The following is a 16,341-nucleotide window of genomic DNA, read 5'->3' as shown; positions in this document are numbered from 1 at the left end:
AAAGCGAAGGGACACTTCGGGGGAGGTGGTGGCGGCGCTCGGGGCGCGTTCGCTGGACGTGGTCGCCACGCTGGCGGTGGGCGGCCCGGTGTGCGTGCTGTCGTCGGCGGATCCCGCGTGCGACGGGCTGGAGGTGGCGCTGAAGGGAGGCCAGGTCGGCGGGACCGACTACCTCCTGCGGGCCGCCGCCGGAACCACCCAGGACGCCCGCTGACCCGCGGACGACCTCCGGGGCCTTGCTCCAGGGCCGGGCACGTGGTCCGGCTCGGGTGGGTGGTCTGGGGTCCGGGGTGCGGGTACGCGGGGCGGCTGGGGTACGCCCGCCGGAGTACGGCGGTGGCCGGGCTCGCACCTCAGCGGGCGCAGGCGCGGACACCTCCTGCGCCCGATGCGGGCGACCGCCCCCGCACGGCACCGTTGGAGCCCGAGGAAGGATCACAATCCCCCAAGGGAGCCACGTCATGATGTACCCGGATCTGCAGGGCAAGGTCGCGCTGGTCACCGGCGGCTCGGGCGGGATCGGGCGCGAGAGTGCCCGGGTGCTCGCCGAGCAGGGCATGCGCGTCGCCGTCAACGGCCGCGACCCCGCCGCCATCGAGTCCGCCGTCAAGGAGGCAGCGGAGTCCGCCGCCAGATCCGCCGCCAGATCCGGGGCCACGTCCGCCGGGGCCACGTCCGCCGGGGGCACGGTGATCGGCGTGGCCGCCGACACCACTGACTTCGCGGCCATCGAGGCGATGCGCCACGAGACCGAGCGCCGGCTCGGCCCCGTGGACGTGCTGGCCGTCTTCGCCGGCGGCGGCACCGGGCGGCCCGCCCCGATCGACCGGATGAGCGAGGAGGACTGGCACGCCACCGTGCACGCCAACCTCACCTCCGCCTTCCTGGTCATCAAGAGCTTCCTGCCCGGGATGCGGGAGCGGGGGAGGGGCTCGATCATCACCATGTCGTCGCTCGCGGCCCGCACCCCGACCGGCGCCTCCGTGGCGTACACGGCGGCCAAGGCCGGTGTCATCGCGCTGACCAGGCAGCTCGCGCACGAGCTCGGCCCGGTGGGCATCCGGGTCAACGCCGTCTCCCCGTCGACGATCATGACGGACCGGCTGGAGCAGCGGATGCCGGCGGAGTTCAAGGAGCGCATGCTGGCCGAGCACCCGCTGGGCCGGCTCGGCACGCCGCTCGACGTCGCGAACGTGACGGCCTTCCTCGCCTCCGACGTCTCCTCCTGGCTCACGGGCCTGACGATCGACGTCGCGGGCGGCAAGTGGATGGCGTGACGGCGAGACCGGTACGGCGCGTCCGCGAGGATGGGCGGATGGATTTCCAGCCCATCGAGCGCCCCGCGCACGCGTTCCAGCAGCCGGTGACCGCCGCCCAGCTCCAGGCGGTCTGCCATCGCGTCTTCGGCCCCGGCGGCCGCGTGTCGAGCGCCACCGAGCTGGGCCTGGGCATGTACAACACCACCTTCCGCGTCGCCGTCGAGGGCCAGGAGCGTCCGGTGATCATCCGGTTCGCCCCCGAGCCGGGCCGGCAGCTCCGCTCCGAGCGGGAGTTCATGCGCAACGAGTACGCCACCGTGCCTCACCTCGCCGTGATCGCGCCGCTGATGCCGCGGGTCATCGCGGCCGACTGGTCGCACGACCTGGTCGGCCGGGACTACCTGGTGCAGACCCTGCTCGACGGCGTCCCGGCCGCCGAGGGCCTGCGCGCCCACCCGCGCCCGTCCTGGACGGGCTTCTACCGGCGGATCGGCGAGATCGCGAAGACCGTCCACGCGGTGCGCGGCCCGGCGTTCGGCACCGTCTCCCAGGCCGCGCACGCCACCTGGAGCCAGGCCGTGATCGAGTCGCTGCACGACATCGCGGCCGACCTGGACGCGGCGAACCTGGAGGCCGCGGACATCCGCAAGACCGCCGAGCTGGCCGCGGAGCACCACGCGGTGCTGGACGAGATCACCGAGCCCCGCCTGCTCACCGGCGACCTGTGGACGGTCAACATCATGATCGCCGCGAACGCGCCGGAGCCGGTGATCACCGGGGTGTTCGACCTGGACCGCACGTCGTGGGGCGACCCGGCGGCGGACTGGCCCATCCGGATGGCGTCGGCCAAGCAGGACGAGCGGCTGGCGTTCTGGGAGTCGTACGGGGAGCCGGAGCGCGGGCCCGCGGCGGTGTGGCGCTCGCGCGTGTATGAGATGCGCCACCTTGGCGCGGTCCGGCTGGAGCACCACCGCCACGACGACGCCGGCGCGGTCGGCAGGTCCTATGAGGCCGGGGCTGCGGTGCTCGCGGCCCTGACTTGAGCGCCGGGAGCAAAGTGAAGTCGATCACTTTGTGTAATCGGCAACTTTTGTCCGGATCCTGTGACACAACCACCGGTGTCAGCGCTGTCAATGGCAGCGAAATATCCCGGATCTACGCAGCTCAGAGGGGTGGTCGGCGGGTTCGGCCGAGGGCTTGTCGATCTATTGTGAGTGACCTGACCGTTACGTCGAACCGTTTCTGACTGTTACATTTTTACATATATTCTGCGCGTTGATCGCCATCTCGACATCATGTGTAAATCTCACGATGCGAGATGGGTTTTCGTTGCGGAGGCGCTTTTCCGGTCGGAAGTTCGCGTCACCGGTCAGCGCGAACGGAGAGTAATGGGCAAGTACCTGCTTCGCAGGTTGGCAATAAATGTGATCTTGGTCGCCATCGCGGCCAGTCTGGCGTATATGCTCGCGGCCACCACCATGAACCCGCGCGCCGCGTACGAGGGACGTCAACCCCCGGTCCCAGCGGCGGTCATCGACGCCACGCTTGATGCCTACAACCTGAACGACAAGACTCCCGTGCTCGTGCGCTACGCGACCTGGGCGAAAGGCGTGGTCACCGGAGACTTCGGCAAGACCTGGAACGGGGGCTCCGTCAACAGCGAGATGGGCCGCCGGATCATGGTCAGCCTGCGGCTCCTGCTCATCGGCACGCTGGTGGGCTTCGCCCTCGGCGTCGTGCTGGGAGCGGTCTCCGCGGTGAAGCAGTACAAGTTCAGCGACCGGTTAATCGGGGTCAGCTCTTTCGTGATCATGGCGATTCCGGTCTTCGTGCTGGCCACTCTGCTGGCCATCGCCACGTACAACCTGAACAGAGGGCTGGGGTTCACGCTGATCGAGTACACCGGCGAGTACAACCCACGGCTGTCGGGCTGGGACCAGTTCCTCAACCGGCTGAACCATCTGATCCTCCCGACGATCTCCCTGAGCCTCGGCTCGATCGCCTTCTACAGCCGCATCCAGCGCAACATGATGCTCGACGTGCTCGGCCAGGACTTCGTCCGCACGGCCATGGCGAAGGGCCTGCGCCGCAGGACCGCGCTCACCAAGCACGCGCTGCGCACCGCGCTGATCCCCTCCGCCACGTACTTCGCCTTCGCGTTCGGGACCATGTTCACCGGAGCCACCTTCACCGAGAAGATCTTCGCCTGGCACGGCATGGGCGCCTGGCTGGTCGACTCGATCAACCAGAACGACGTCAACTCCGTCGCCGCGGTGACCTTCTTCGCCGCCGTCTGCATCCTCGCGGCCGCCTTCCTGTCGGACCTGCTGGTGGCCGCCCTCGACCCCCGGGTCCGGGTGAACTGACATGCGATCGAAGGTCGTCTTCAGGCGCCTGCTGCACAACAAGCAGGCTCGCTACGGGTTCATCGCGCTGGTCCTGCTGGTGGGGCTGGCCTACGTCGGGCCGTTCTTCGGCGCGTACGACTGGACCGACAAGGACTTCATGTCCTTCCTGTCGCCGCCGGACGGTGACCACTGGTGGGGCACCACGTCGATCGGCCAGGACATGTACGCGGTCACCCTCCGCGGCATGCAGAAGTCCATCGTCATCGGCCTGCTGGTGGCGCTGATCTCGACCGGCCTGGCAGCCGTCGTCGGCGCGTTCGCCGGATATTTCGGCGGCTGGGTGGACAGGGTGCTCATGTGGGGCGTGGACCTGCTCCTGGTCCTGCCCAGCTTCCTGGTCATCGCGATCATCTCGCCACGGTTGAGAGACGGCTCCTGGCTCTGGTTCGTGGCGCTGCTCGCCGCGTTCTCCTGGATGATCACCTCCAGGGTGGTGCGCAGCATGACGCTCTCGCTGCGCGAGCGGGAGTACGTCCTGGCCGCCGTCTACATGGGCATCCCGCGCTGGAAGATCATCTTCCGCCATATCGTCCCCAACCTGTCCTCCCTGCTGATCATCGACGCCACGCTCAACGTCAGTGGCGCGATCATCGGCGAGGCGGCGCTGTCCTTCTTCGGCTTCGGCATCCAGCCGCCCGACGTCTCGCTCGGCACGCTGATCGCGTACGGCTCCGGCAACGCCACCGGCTACCCGTGGCTGTTCGTCTTCCCGGCCGGCCTGCTGGTGGCGCTGGTGCTCAGCGTCAACCTCATCGGCGACGGCCTGCGTGACGCACTCGACCCGGGGAGCAACCTGTGAGCATCTTGGAGGTCAGGGACCTCACCGTCACCTTCCCCGGCGGGATCGAGGCCGTGCGCGGCGTGAGCTACGAGGTCGAGCGGGGCGAGGTGCTCGGCATCGTCGGCGAGTCCGGCTCCGGCAAGTCGGTGACCTCCCTCGCCGTCATGGGCCTGCTGCCACGCAACGCCGTGGTCAGCGGCTCGGTCAAGCTGCACGGCCGCGAGCTGCTCGGCATGAAGGAGGACGAGCAGATCAAGGTCCGCGGCAAGACGATCAGCATGATCTTCCAGGATCCGCTGTCGGCGTTCACGCCCGTCTACACCATCGGCGACCAGATCGCCGAGGCCGTCCGCGTGCACCAGAAGATGGGCAAGGACAAGGCCGCCAAGCGCGCGGTGGAGCTGCTCGACCTGGTCGGCATCCCCAACCCGAACCTGCGGGCCAAGGCGTTCCCGCACGAGTTCTCGGGCGGCATGCGGCAGCGGGCGATGATCGCCATGGCCATCGCCAACGATCCCGACCTGCTGATCTGCGACGAGCCCACGACCGCGCTCGACGTCACCATCCAGGCCCAGGTCCTGGAGGTGCTCAAGACCGCGCAGCAGGAGACCGGCGCCGGCATCGTGATGATCACGCATGACCTGGGCGTCATCGCCGGCATGGCCGACCGGGTCGTCGTCATGTACGCGGGCCGCCCGGTCGAGCAGGGGCCCGTGGAGGACATCTACTACCGGCCGCGCATGCCGTACACGATGGGCCTGCTCGCCTCGATCCCCAGGATCGACGGCGAGGAGGGGCCGCTCGTGCCCATCGACGGCAACCCGCCGTCCCCGGCGGCGCTGCCGCCGGGCTGCCCGTTCGCGCCGCGCTGCCCGATGAAGGTGGACATGTGCGACGACGAGGAGCCGCCGCTGACGCCGTTCGGCGGCGGGCGCCACGTCGCCTGCATCCGCTCCCACGAGATCGAGCACAAGGGCCTGACCGGCGCCGACGTGTTCCCCGTGCCGGTGATCCCGCCGAGCGAGGTCGTGCGCGTGCCGCGCGCCGAGCGTCCGACGGTGCTGGAGCTCGACGCGATGATCAGGCACTACCCGCTGATGAAGGGCGCGGTGTTCAAGCGCCGGGTCGGCACCGTGTACGCGGTCGACGGCATCAGCTTCGACATCGCGCAGGGCGAGACGCTGGCCCTGGTCGGCGAGTCCGGCTGCGGCAAGACCACCACGCTGCAGCAGATCATGCAGCTCCAGCCGCCGCAGGGCGGCCGGGTCGTGGTGCTGGGCAAGGACAGCGCCAAGCTGGACAAGGCGGCGCGCAAGTCGCTCCGGAGCGACCTGCAGATCGTCTTCCAGGACCCGATGGCCGCGCTCGACCCGCGCATGCCGGTCGGCGACATCATCGCCGAGCCGCTGCGCGCGCACGGCGAGAAGGACGTAAGCGCCAAGGTGGCCGAGCTGCTGCAGCTCGTCGGGCTCTCGCCCGAGCACGCGGAGCGCTACCCGCAGCAGTTCTCCGGCGGCCAGCGGCAGCGCATCGGCATCGCCCGCGCGCTCGCGCTGGAGCCGAAGCTGCTGGTGCTGGACGAGCCGGTCTCGGCGCTCGACGTGTCCATCCAGGCAGGTGTGATCAACCTGCTGGAGGAGCTGAAGAACAGGCTGGGCCTGTCCTACCTGTTCGTCGCGCACGACCTGGCCGTCGTCCGGCATCTGGCCGATCGCGTGGCCGTCATGTACTTGGGCAGGATCGCCGAGATCGGGACGGTCGGGAACGTCTACGACCATCCCGCGCACCCGTACACGCAGGCTCTGCTGTCGGCGATCCCGCTGCCCGACCCCGAGATGGAACGCACCCGCATGCGGATCCTGCTCGAAGGCGACCTGCCCAGCCCGGCCGACCCGCCGTCTGGATGCAGGTTCCGCACCCGTTGCCCCAAGTTCGCCCGGCTCAGCGAGGGCGAGCGGCAGCGGTGTGTGGACGAGGAGCCCTCGGTTGCCCGGCTCGCGAACGCCGTCGATCACGGCGCAGCCTGCCATTACGCGGAGGAAGTCGAGGTCATTACGGCCTCGGACAATCAGGAGGAAGAGTGAACGTTCGATACCGTGCGGCCGCCGGGCTCTCGGTCCTGGCCCTGGCTGTTGCAGCCTGCGGCGGCGGTGGCGGCAGCGAGGCCAAGAAGCCGAGTGCCGAACAGTCGCAGCAGGCCCAGAAGCAGATGGCGGAGACCCCGGCCTTCAGCATCAACCCCGTCCCCTATGAGCAGGTCAAGGACGGCGGCACGCTCACCCTGGCGATCGGTCAGTGGCCGACCCAGTGGAACGGCAACCACGTGGACGGCAACCAGGCCGACACGGCGACGATGCTCGACCCGATCATGCCTCAGCTCATGATGGCCGACGAGAACGCCACCTTCACGCCGAACCCCGACTACGTCACCGACGTGAAGAACGAGACGGTGGACGGCAAGCAGGTCGTCACCTACACGCTCAACGACAAGGCCCAGTGGTCGGACGGCACGCCGATGACCTGGAAGGACCTTGAGGCGGCGTGGAAGGCCAACAACGGCGAGAACAAGAAGTTCAAGCCGGCCTCCACCGACGGCTGGGACAAGATCGAGTCGGTCAAGCAGGGTGACTCCGAGAAGGTCGCCGTCATCACCTTCTCCAAGCCGTACCCGGAGTGGCAGGGCCTGTTCAACCGGGGCACCTCGCACCTCTTCCCCGCCGAGCACATCTCGACGCCGGAGGCGTACGACAAGGACTACAACCAGAAGATCCCGGCCACCGCCGGTCCCTTCAAGGTCGAGAAGCTCGACGAGGGCACCAAGACGCTCACGCTCGTGCGGGACGACAAGTGGTGGGGCAAGAAGTCCAAGCTCGACAAGCTCATCTACCGGGCCATCCCCGACCCGGCCGCCGAGGTGAACGCCTTCGCCAACGGTGAGCTCGACGCCGCGGAGATCGCGGCCGGCGCCCCCGCCGACCTGAAGCGGGCCAAGGAGGTGCCGGGCGCGGAGATCCGCAAGGCGCTCAGCCCGAACTGGCGGCACATCACGGTCAACAACCAGAGCGAGTTCCTGAAGGACAAGTCGGTCCGCCAGGCCGTGCAGTACGCGATCAACCGTGACGTGATCACCCAGTCCGACCTGAAGGACATGGAGTGGCCGCTGCAGACGCTCGGCAACCACGTCTTCATGAACAACCACAAGGGCTACGTCGACAACTCCGGCGACCTCGGCAAGTACAACCTGGAGAAGGCCAAGCAGCTGCTCGACGCGGCCGGCTGGAAGCAGGAGGGCGAGTACCGCAAGAAGGACGGCAAGGAGTTCGCGCTGAGCTTCGTCATCCCGACGGCGACGCCGACCGCGCAGACGGAGGGTGAGCTCACCCAGGCCATGCTGAAGGAGGCCGGGATCAAGGTCACCATCCGCCCGGTCCCCGTCGACAAGTTCTTCAACGACTTCATCATCAAGGGCGACTTCGACCTCGTCCCGTTCTCCTGGATCGGCACGCCGCTGCCGCTGGGCTCGCTGCCGCAGATCTACAAGACCGGCTCCGAGAGCAACTTCCCCAAGGCCAGTGACCCGGCCGTGGACGCGGCCATCGCGGCCGCGGTGGACGAGACCGACCCGGCCAAGGCCATCGACCTGGCCAACGCCGCCGACAAGCTGATCTGGGACATGGTGCACACCATCCCGCTGTACCAGCGTCCCGAGATCTGGGGCGTCAAGAAGACGGTCGCCAACTTCGGCGCCCGCGGCTACAAGTACTACGACTGGACGGCCGTCGGCTTCACCGGCTGACCTCTCCAGCGATGAGGACCCCCGGCCGGTGCCCCGGCCGGGGGTCTTCCCCTATCTGCCGGTGGCGAACTCCCGCATCGTCATCGGCGGGCGGCCACCGTAGCGCTCGATGCTCTCCGTGACCCGGTAGAGCGGGTGGTCGCCGGACCCGATGAGGCGGAAGATCGCCCACAGGTGGGTGAGGTGCTCCACTGTGTACGGGTCCCGGTAGACGTCCATCGCCCGCGCCGCCCACTCCTCCGGCGGGACGTCCGCGTACTCGACCCCCAGCTCGTCGGCGGCCTCGCCGATCGTCGTCATCTGCCCGGTCACCAGGCACACCGGGTCGGCGGGCGCCTGATCGAGCAGCAGCCCCGCACCCACCCTGGCCACGTCGGCGCCGGCGACGAGCGGGATCCGCGTGTCGCGCGGCCCCAGGGGGAGCGGCAGCCGGCCGCCCGAGCTCGCCACGGCCAGGTTCTCGAAGAACACCGCGGCCCGCAGGTGCACCGCGCCCACCCCGGCCCAGTCGAACACCTGCTCCGACACCCAGTGCCGGCGCATCCTCGGCGTGAGCGCATCCGGCGAGGCGTCCAGCTGCGACACCTCGACCACGCGCTCCAGCCCCTCCTCCTTGGCCGCCGCCGCGAACACGCCGGTGGCGTCGAGCAGCCCCGCGGTCACCGGATAGGTGAAGAACGCCCGGCTGATCCCGCGCAGGGCGGGGCGCACCGACGTGATCTCCCGCAGGTCGCCCGCCACCACCTCCGCGCCGAGCTTGCGCAGCTCCTCGGCCCGGTGGTCGTCGGAGTGCACGAAGGCCCGGACGGCCTCGCCGCGCCGCAGCAGCAGGTCCACGACATGCCGCCCGGTCGAGCCCTGCGGCCCGCCGGCCGCGCCCGTGACGAGGATCATGGCTCGGTCCTTCCCGGCAGGGTGAGGGTGAACAGGCCGAGCCGCTCCAGCTCGCGCAGGAACGGCTCGGCGGGGAAGGCCTCGGCCGGGCCGAAGACGCCGGCGCCGTCCGGGCCCCGGCCGTCGGCCAGGCGTACGGCGGCCTCGACCGAGGCCAGCGCGCTCATCCGCCACAGGTCGTGCCCGCGGGCCTGGCCTGCGGCGCCGCCGTCCGCGGTGATCACCTGGGCGGCGACGGTGAAGTCCGAGCCCGCCCTGGTCTCGGGGTCCACGTCCTCGCTGGTGAACGCCTGCTCCTCCTCGAACGTGTGCGCCGTGAGCTGCGCCTCTACCCGCCGCGTCCGTACGTGCCTGGGCACGGTGACGACCTCGGAGAACGGGACGGGGGCGATCATCGTCCGGGGCCCGAGCGGCGGCGGGAACGGGAAGACGGCGTTGCGCGGCTCGACGTAGCCGACGTGCTGGGCGCCGTCGGTGTAGGTGATCCGGCGAGTGTCGGCGAACAGCAGCTCGGCGGTCTGCTTCGCGGCCGTGGTCAGCCGCCAGCCGGTCACCGCGTAGGCGGTGACCACCCGGTCGATGTCCGTCAGCCCCTCGGCCACGGCCCCGGCGAGCAGGTCGCCGAGCCCGCCGTAGAAGCTCATCGCCGTGATCATCGTGCTGCCCGCCTGCCGCGCGGGCTCTGACATGGTGTCGAACATCCACTTCGTGTGGTGCTGCTCCAGCGCGTGGTCTACGTAGTGGCAGCCGCCCTCGGCCGCGGCCAGCGCGACGGGCCTGCCGGTGTGGGTGAAGGGGCCCGCACAGTGGATCAGCACGCCCGCCTGCGTCGCGAGCGCGCGTAACGCGGCGGGGTCGTCGAGCGCGGCCTCGTGCACGCGGGCGCCGCCGAGCTCGTCGGACACGGTTTTCAGCGCGCCCGCGTCGCGGCCGGCCAGGATGACGTCCCGGCCGCGGGCGCGCAGCTCGGCCGCGACCAGGCGCCCGGTGTGGCCGGTCGCTCCGTAGACGGCGATGGACGGTGAGGACATGGCGCACCCCCATGGTGATTCATACTGTGGGTATGTAACTGTCTTCTGAAGTTACGTACCGCGAGTATGTAAGTCAATGGGGAGCACGATGATCCGCCGTACCCAGGCAGAGCGGTCCGACGAGACGACGGCGCGGCTGGTGCGGGCCGCGCGGGAGCTGTTCGGGGCCGGCGGCTACGCGGACACCTCGATCGACGCGGTCGCCGCCGCGGCCGGGGTGACCAAGGGGGCCGCCTACCACCACTTCGGCGGGAAGCCGGCGCTGTTCCGCGCGGCCTTCGTGGCGGAGCTGGAGACGGTGGACGCCGAGCTGCTGCGGGTCGCCGCCGAGGAGCGCGACCCGTGGGCGGCGCTGCGGCGCGGCTGCCGGACGTTCCTCGGGCACTGCCTCGATCCGGGGTTCCGGCAGATCGTGCTGCTGGACGGGCCCTCCGTGCTGGGCTGGGAGACGGTGCGCGCGATCGAGCACGAGCACATGCTGCGCGTCCTGCTCGACGGCCTGCGGCTGGCCGTGGCGGTGGGTCAGGCCCCTGACGGCGACCTGCCCGCGCGGGCGCAGCTCGTCTTCGGCGCGCTGTGCGAGGGCGGGATGCTGCTGGCCCGTTCCGCCGACCCGGCGGCCGACCTGCCGCGGCTCGCCGCGGAGGCCGACCGCTTCCTGGAAGCGCTCAGGCTGTGATCAGCCGTGCGAGTCGGTGGCGCCGCCCTTGATGGTGAACAGGCAGGACGGGCCGTTCGGGCCGTTGAAGCGGACGGAGTCGAAGAAGTCCCGGAACGAGCTGAAGAAGTTGCCCTTGTCGCGCGGGCTCGTCACTGCCGCGCAACCGTCGTAGTTGGCCTCGGAGAACAGGTGGATGAACGAGTCGGTACGGTTCCAGTCGGACTTGGCGCGGTCGGCCATGTTCAGCGCCGCCAGATCGGGCGTGTCGCCCTGGATCTGGATGATGTCCCCCGTGCCGTCGAGGCCCGAGAACATGCAGTAGTAGCCGTCCTGACAGCGGTCGTAACCGGTGGCCGCCTGGGCGGGACTCGCCAGGGCGGCCAGGGCGGCGGCAGCGACCGGTAATGCCAGCAGGTGAAGCTTCTTGCCCATCATTCCTCCATGGGTGAAACTTTCTTTCGAGATCGAACATACATGGATCGATCTTGCTGGGAAAGGGGTGGGCCGGGTGCGGGTGCGATCACGGTGGCGCGGGGGGCCGTCGTGGGGGCGTCGCGCGTGGGCCGCGGGCTGAAAGTTTCACCCAGTTTCGGAGTGTTTTGCCTGGTGGGGGCAGTGGTTTGCGCGGTGTGGCCGGCCGGGAACGGATGGTGGGGAGAAGGTGACCTAGAGTCCGCTTGGGAGCGCTCCCAAAAACCTTCGAGCCGACCCGGAGCAGCGTGCCATGAGCAACTTCCGCAACCAGTGGGCGATCAGCGCGGCCGTGCCGTTGCTCGTCGCCGCCGCGCTGGTCGTCCCGCCCGCCCACGCCGTGGCCGCCGCGCCGTACCAGGATCCGTCCCTGCCCGTCCCCACCCGGGTGGCCGACCTGATGTCCCGGATGTCGCTGGATGAGAAGCTCGGTCAGATGACCCAGGCCGAGCGCGGCTCGGTCAGCGGCTCCGACGTCACGACGTACCGGCTGGGCTCCGTGCTGTCGGGCGGCGGCTCCGCGCCGTCCCCGAACACGGCCGCGTCCTGGGCCGACATGTACGACAGCTTCCAGAACGCGGCCCTGGCCACGCCGCTGGGCATCCCGATGATCTACGGCGTGGACGCCGTGCACGGCCACAACAACGTCGGCGGAGCCACGATCTTCCCGCACAACATCGGGCTCGGCGCGACCCGCGACCCCGCGCTGGCCCAGCGGATCGGCCGGGCCGTCGCGGAGGAGGTGTCCGGCACCGGCATCGACTGGAACTTCGCCCCCTGCCTGTGCGTGGCCCGCAACGACCGGTGGGGCCGCACGTACGAGTCCTTCGGCGAGACGCCGGACCTGCCGTCCTCGATGTCGGCGATCGTGACCGGCCTGCAGGGCACGGCGCTGAACGCCCCCGCCTCCGTGCTGGCCACCGCCAAGCACTACCTCGGCGACGGCGGCACCACGGGCGGCGTCGACCAGGGCGACGCCCAGATCTCCGAGGCCGACCTGCGGGCCGTGCACCTGCCGCCGTTCAGGGCCGCGGTGGAGCGCGGCGTCGGCTCGGTGATGGTCTCCTTCAGCAGCTGGAACGGCGCCAAGCTGCACGGGCACCAGTACCTGATCACCACGGTGCTCAAAGGCGAGCTGGGCTTCTCCGGGCTCGTGGTCTCCGACTGGAACGGCATCGACCAGATCGACGGCGCCGCCGGCACCTCCGCGCTCGACGTGCGCACCGCCGTCAACGCGGGCATCGACATGGTCATGGTGCCGACGGCGTGGCGGCAGTTCATCGACCTGCTGCGGGCGGAGGTGCAGGCGGGCCGGGTGACGACCGCCCGCATCGACGACGCGAACCGGCGCATCCTGACCAAGAAATTCGAGCTGGGCCTGTTCGAGAAGCCGCTGACCGACCGGTCCTACACCGCGACCGTGGGCAGCGCCGCCCACCGCGCGCTGGCCCGCGAGGCGGTCGCCAAGTCCCAGGTCGTGCTGAAGAACAGCGGCAACGTCCTGCCCCTGGCCGCCACCGGTGGCAAGATCTTCGTGGCGGGCAAGAGCGCCGACAACATCGGCTATCAGAGCGGCGGCTGGACGATCTCCTGGCAGGGCTCCTCCGGCAACATCACGCCCGGCACCTCCATCCTGCAGGGCATCAGGAACAGCGCGGGCTCGGGCACGACCGTCACCTACAGCCAGAACGGCAGCGGCATCGACTCCTCCTACCGCGCCGCGATCGCGGTGGTCGGAGAGACCCCGTACGCCGAGGGCCAGGGCGACCGGCCGGGGAGCCTGGGCCTGGACACCGCCGACCTGAACACCCTCGCCACCCTGCGCGCCTCCGGCGTCCCCGTCGTGGTGGTGCTGGTCTCCGGGCGGCCGCTGGACATCGCCGCGCAACTGCCCGGCTGGAACGCGCTGGTGGCCGCCTGGCTGCCGGGCACCGAGGGGCAGGGAGTGGCCGACGTGCTGTTCGGTGCCGTACAGCCGAGCGGGAAGCTGCCCATGACCTGGATGAGCAGCGCCTCCCAGCAGCCGATCAACTCGGGTGACGGCAAGACGCCGCTGTTCCCGTACGGGTTCGGCCTGACGTACGAGCCGGCACAGGGGGACACCAGCCCGCCCACCACGCCCGGCACGCCGGTCGCAGGGGCGATCACCTCCTCGTCCGCCGGCCTGACCTGGCCGGCCTCGACCGACAACGTGGGCGTGACCGGCTACGACGTCGTACGCCTGCAGGGCACGGCCGAGACCACGGTGGCCACGCCCGCGACCGCATCCGCCGCGATCACCGGCCTGACCGCGAGCACGGCCTACACCTTCGCCGTGTACGCCAGGGACGCGGCGGGCAACCGCTCGCCCCGCTCGGCGACGGTGTCGGTGACCACCACCGGCTCGGGCGGCGGGACCGGCGCCTGCTCGGCCACCCCGTCCACGCAGAGCCAGTGGGGCAACGGTTACGTGATCCAGGTGAACGTGACCAACACCGGCACCACGGCCACGAACGCCTGGACCGTCACCTTCACCCTGCCGCCGGACCACCGGCTCACCGGCTCCTGGAACGGGACCCTGACCGCGAACGGCCAGACGGTCACCGCCCGCAACGCCTCGCACAACGGGACGCTCGCCCCGGGCGCGAGCACGTCGTTCGGCTTCCAGGCCGCCCGCCCCGACGGCGACACCCGCCTGCCGTCGGGCTACACCTGCGGCTGACCACGGCCGGCGGGCGGCGGGGTTCTCGGAACGAGCCCACCGCCGCCCGTCCGGGTCCGGGTCCGAGCCCGAGTCCAAGCCCGAGCCCGAGCCCGAGCCCGAGCCCGAGCCCGAGCCCGAATCCGAGCCCGAGCCCGAATCCGAGCCCGAATCCAGGGACGGATCGTCACCGATCCACGTGCAACCGGTCGAACTCCACGAGTGGTGTGGCTCCGGCGAAGTTGCGGTCCACCTCGGCCCGCTCCGCCGCGCTCGGGTTCGCGTTGGTGCAGCTCACAGGCGCGCTCGACCCGGACATCAGGTCGGTGCAGAGCCCGGTCCGGCGGTCGGGCAGGCCCAGGATGTGGCCGATCTCGTGGGCGGCGATGCGGACCGGGTGGTAGCCCTGGGCGGTGGCCTGCCGCCCGATCCAGATCGTGCCGCGGCCCAGGCTGGTGGGCAGCGCCCGCGGCCAGCCGTTGTCGGCGTAGACCACGAACTGCGCCGGCGTCCCCTGGATCAGCCGGACGTTGGTGACGCTGGAGTTCCAGATCTGCGCCGCCTGGTTCACCGCGCTCACGAACTCGGCCGCCCGGCTCGCGTCGTACCTGAGCACCCTGACCAGGGCGGCGGCCTGCGCGGGCGAGGTGACGAGCAGGAAGGTGAGGGTGAGGGCGAGGGAGAGCACGAGACGAAGAGGTCTTGACACGGAGCCTCCTCCGGGAGTTGGGGGTGCCGTCACGGTACGCGCACCACCTCGTCCGGGAGATATGTCAGATCGCCTCTATCACGGTGTTATGGGGTGCGATCAGCGGATGGTCTGCCTGCTATTGACCAGGGGGTTGTTCCTGAAGACGGCGCTGACGCCGCACGGGTTCGCAGCGACACCGTCAGGCTCTGGATGACGACGTCGGAAGTGCCGGGAAGCTCCGTGCGGGCGGCGAGCCGGAAATCGCCCGGTCCGGTCACGGCGCCGCCGCTCCCCGAGACGCGGAAGAGGCCGCGACTGCCCGCGCGATGTCACGATCGCATACACATGAACGCCCGCAGGGAAACTGTCAGTGTTCAAGGGCACACTCTTTGTATGCCCGAAGAGCCCCTCGAACTCGGCGAGATCTCCGTCTCCGACTGGCATGCCCACACCGACAAGGTCGCCGAGGCCGGCTTCCTGGCCATCGCCAGGCGCCTGCCCTCGCTCGTGCGCCAGGCCATGCGCATGGCCTGGGGCGCGAGCCCCCGCGACACCCTGGCCACGATCGTCCTCAACCTGCTCGGCGGGGTCTTCACCGCGTTCGGGCTGCTGGCGACCACCGGCGTGCTGACTGCGCTGTTCAGCGCGGGCCCGACGCCCGACCGCGTGAGGGCCGCGCTGCCCAGCCTCGCCCTGGTCGGGGCCGCGGCGGTGCTGCGCACCACCACCCAGGCCGGCGCGGGCTGGGCCCAGTCGCGCCTCACCCCGCAGATCGCCCGGCTGGCCGAGGAGCGCCTCTACGGCCTGACCAGCCGGGTGGAGCTGGTCTCCTACGACGACCCCGAGTTTCACGACTCGCTGGAACGTGCCAGAAACCGCGGCCTGGTCACGGCCGACTGGGTCGTGACCACGGCCGTCGACGTGGTGACCGCCCTGGTGGGCATCGTCGCGGTGGCGGGCGTGCTCGGCGTGCTGCACCCGGTGCTGCTCCCGCTCCTGCTGCTCGCGGTGCTCCCCGACGCCTGGGCCGCGGTCCGCAGCGCCCGCATGCGCTACGCGACCGTCTACAGCCTGATTCCGGCCCGGCGGCGCAAGTGGATCATCGCCGAGCTGCTGGCCAACCGCGAGTCGGCGGCCGAGGTGCGCTCGTTCACGATGCGCGCTTTCCTGCTGCGCATGTACGACGCGGTCGCCAGGGCCGAGCAGGACGTCATGCTCTCGCTGGCCAAGCGGCAGACCTTCGCCCGGCTGGTCGGCGAGGCCCTGGGCGGGCTCGGCACCGCCCTGGTCTACGTCGCGCTCGGCATCCTGGTCGCCGTGGCCGCGATCCCGCTCGCCGTCGCGGGCACCGCCGTCCTCGCCATCAGGTCGGGGCAGAGCTCGCTCAGCAGTCTCATGTTCGCCACCAACCGCCTCTACGAGCAGGGCCTCTACTTCACCGACTTCCTGGAGTTCTGCGCCGACGCCGAGCGCCGCCTGACAAGCGCGCGCCCGGTCGCCGTCCCCGAGCGGTTCGGCCGGATCACCGCCGAGGACATCTCGTTCACCTACCCCGGCGCCGAGGAGCCCGCGCTGCGTGACGTGTCGATCGAGATCCGGCAGGGCGAGGTGATCGCGTTCGTCGGCGAGAACGGCTCGGGCAAGACCACCCTGGCCAAGATCCTGTCCG

14 protein-coding genes are annotated in these 16,341 nt (G+C 70.3%); 10 read left to right on the top strand and 4 right to left on the bottom strand.

The annotated features are described in order from the left end of the window. From ETD85_RS49460 to ETD85_RS49430, 7 genes are all read left to right on the top strand, one after another. On the top strand, positions 1-214 hold a 214-nt coding region (locus ETD85_RS49460), incomplete at its 5' end, for a nucleotide-binding domain containing protein (protein ID WP_206059362.1). Positions 215-461: 247 nt separating this feature from the next. Continuing rightward, on the top strand, positions 462-1,277 hold the full coding sequence (locus tag ETD85_RS49455) for an SDR family NAD(P)-dependent oxidoreductase (protein WP_138696807.1): 816 nt from the start codon (positions 462-464) through the stop codon (positions 1,275-1,277). 38 nt (positions 1,278-1,315) lie between these two features. Further along, the gene (locus ETD85_RS49450) at positions 1,316-2,302 is read left to right on the top strand and encodes a phosphotransferase family protein (protein ID WP_138696806.1); all 987 of its coding nucleotides are present in this window, start codon (positions 1,316-1,318) and stop codon (positions 2,300-2,302) included. A 345-nt stretch (positions 2,303-2,647) separates the two neighbouring features. Beyond that, a complete protein-coding gene (locus ETD85_RS49445) occupies positions 2,648-3,625 on the top strand; it encodes an ABC transporter permease (RefSeq protein ID WP_138696805.1) in 978 nt (325 codons plus the stop codon). A gap of 1 nt (position 3,626) precedes the next feature. Beyond that, the gene (locus ETD85_RS49440) at positions 3,627-4,466 is read left to right on the top strand and encodes an ABC transporter permease (RefSeq protein WP_138696804.1); all 840 of its coding nucleotides are present in this window, start codon (positions 3,627-3,629) and stop codon (positions 4,464-4,466) included. Further along, the gene (locus ETD85_RS49435; protein WP_138696803.1) at positions 4,463-6,532 is read left to right on the top strand and encodes an ABC transporter ATP-binding protein; all 2,070 of its coding nucleotides are present in this window, start codon (positions 4,463-4,465) and stop codon (positions 6,530-6,532) included. The genes ETD85_RS49440 and ETD85_RS49435 overlap by 4 nt, the downstream gene beginning before the upstream one ends. After that, positions 6,529-8,244, top strand: coding sequence for an ABC transporter family substrate-binding protein (locus ETD85_RS49430; RefSeq protein ID WP_138696802.1), 1,716 nt, complete (start codon positions 6,529-6,531; stop codon positions 8,242-8,244). The genes ETD85_RS49435 and ETD85_RS49430 overlap by 4 nt, the downstream gene beginning before the upstream one ends. A gap of 51 nt (positions 8,245-8,295) precedes the next feature. On the opposite strand, the gene ETD85_RS67100 is transcribed toward ETD85_RS49430, so the two are convergent. Further along, positions 8,296-9,138 carry an NAD(P)H-binding protein gene (locus ETD85_RS67100; RefSeq protein ID WP_138696801.1) on the bottom strand — a complete coding sequence of 281 codons (843 nt, stop codon included), beginning with the start codon at positions 9,136-9,138 and terminating at the stop codon, positions 8,296-8,298. Further along, entirely contained in the window at positions 9,135-10,169 is a 1,035-nt protein-coding gene (locus ETD85_RS49420; protein WP_138696800.1) for a saccharopine dehydrogenase NADP-binding domain-containing protein, read from the bottom strand. The genes ETD85_RS67100 and ETD85_RS49420 overlap by 4 nt, the downstream gene beginning before the upstream one ends. Before the next feature lie 88 nt (positions 10,170-10,257). On the opposite strand from ETD85_RS49420, the gene ETD85_RS49415 reads away from it, so the two are divergent. Next, positions 10,258-10,848: a TetR/AcrR family transcriptional regulator gene (locus tag ETD85_RS49415; RefSeq protein ID WP_170247266.1), complete on the top strand. Its 591-nt coding sequence runs from the start codon at positions 10,258-10,260 to the stop codon at positions 10,846-10,848. On the opposite strand, the gene ETD85_RS49410 is transcribed toward ETD85_RS49415, so the two are convergent. After that, a complete protein-coding gene (locus tag ETD85_RS49410; RefSeq protein WP_240779939.1) occupies positions 10,849-11,265 on the bottom strand; it encodes a peptidase inhibitor family I36 protein in 417 nt (138 codons plus the stop codon). A gap of 289 nt (positions 11,266-11,554) precedes the next feature. Here ETD85_RS49410 and ETD85_RS49405 point away from each other — a divergent pair, with 289 nt between their 5' ends. After that, positions 11,555-14,002 carry a glycoside hydrolase family 3 N-terminal domain-containing protein gene (locus tag ETD85_RS49405; RefSeq protein WP_138696798.1) on the top strand — a complete coding sequence of 816 codons (2,448 nt, stop codon included), beginning with the start codon at positions 11,555-11,557 and terminating at the stop codon, positions 14,000-14,002. A 166-nt stretch (positions 14,003-14,168) separates the two neighbouring features. Here the strand turns inward: ETD85_RS49405 and ETD85_RS49395 are convergent, their stop codons facing one another. Next, positions 14,169-14,690, bottom strand: coding sequence for a snapalysin family zinc-dependent metalloprotease (locus ETD85_RS49395; RefSeq protein WP_138696797.1), 522 nt, complete (start codon positions 14,688-14,690; stop codon positions 14,169-14,171). 375 nt (positions 14,691-15,065) lie between these two features. On the opposite strand from ETD85_RS49395, the gene ETD85_RS49390 reads away from it, so the two are divergent. Continuing rightward, a partial coding sequence (locus ETD85_RS49390) for an ATP-binding cassette domain-containing protein (RefSeq protein ID WP_138696796.1) occupies positions 15,066-16,341 on the top strand: 1,276 nt, incomplete at its 3' end.

It is taken from the genome of Nonomuraea zeae, assembly GCF_005889725.1.
In the GTDB taxonomy this organism is placed as follows: domain Bacteria; phylum Actinomycetota; class Actinomycetes; order Streptosporangiales; family Streptosporangiaceae; genus Nonomuraea; species Nonomuraea zeae.
This window is presented reverse-complemented; position numbering and strand designations above follow the sequence as displayed.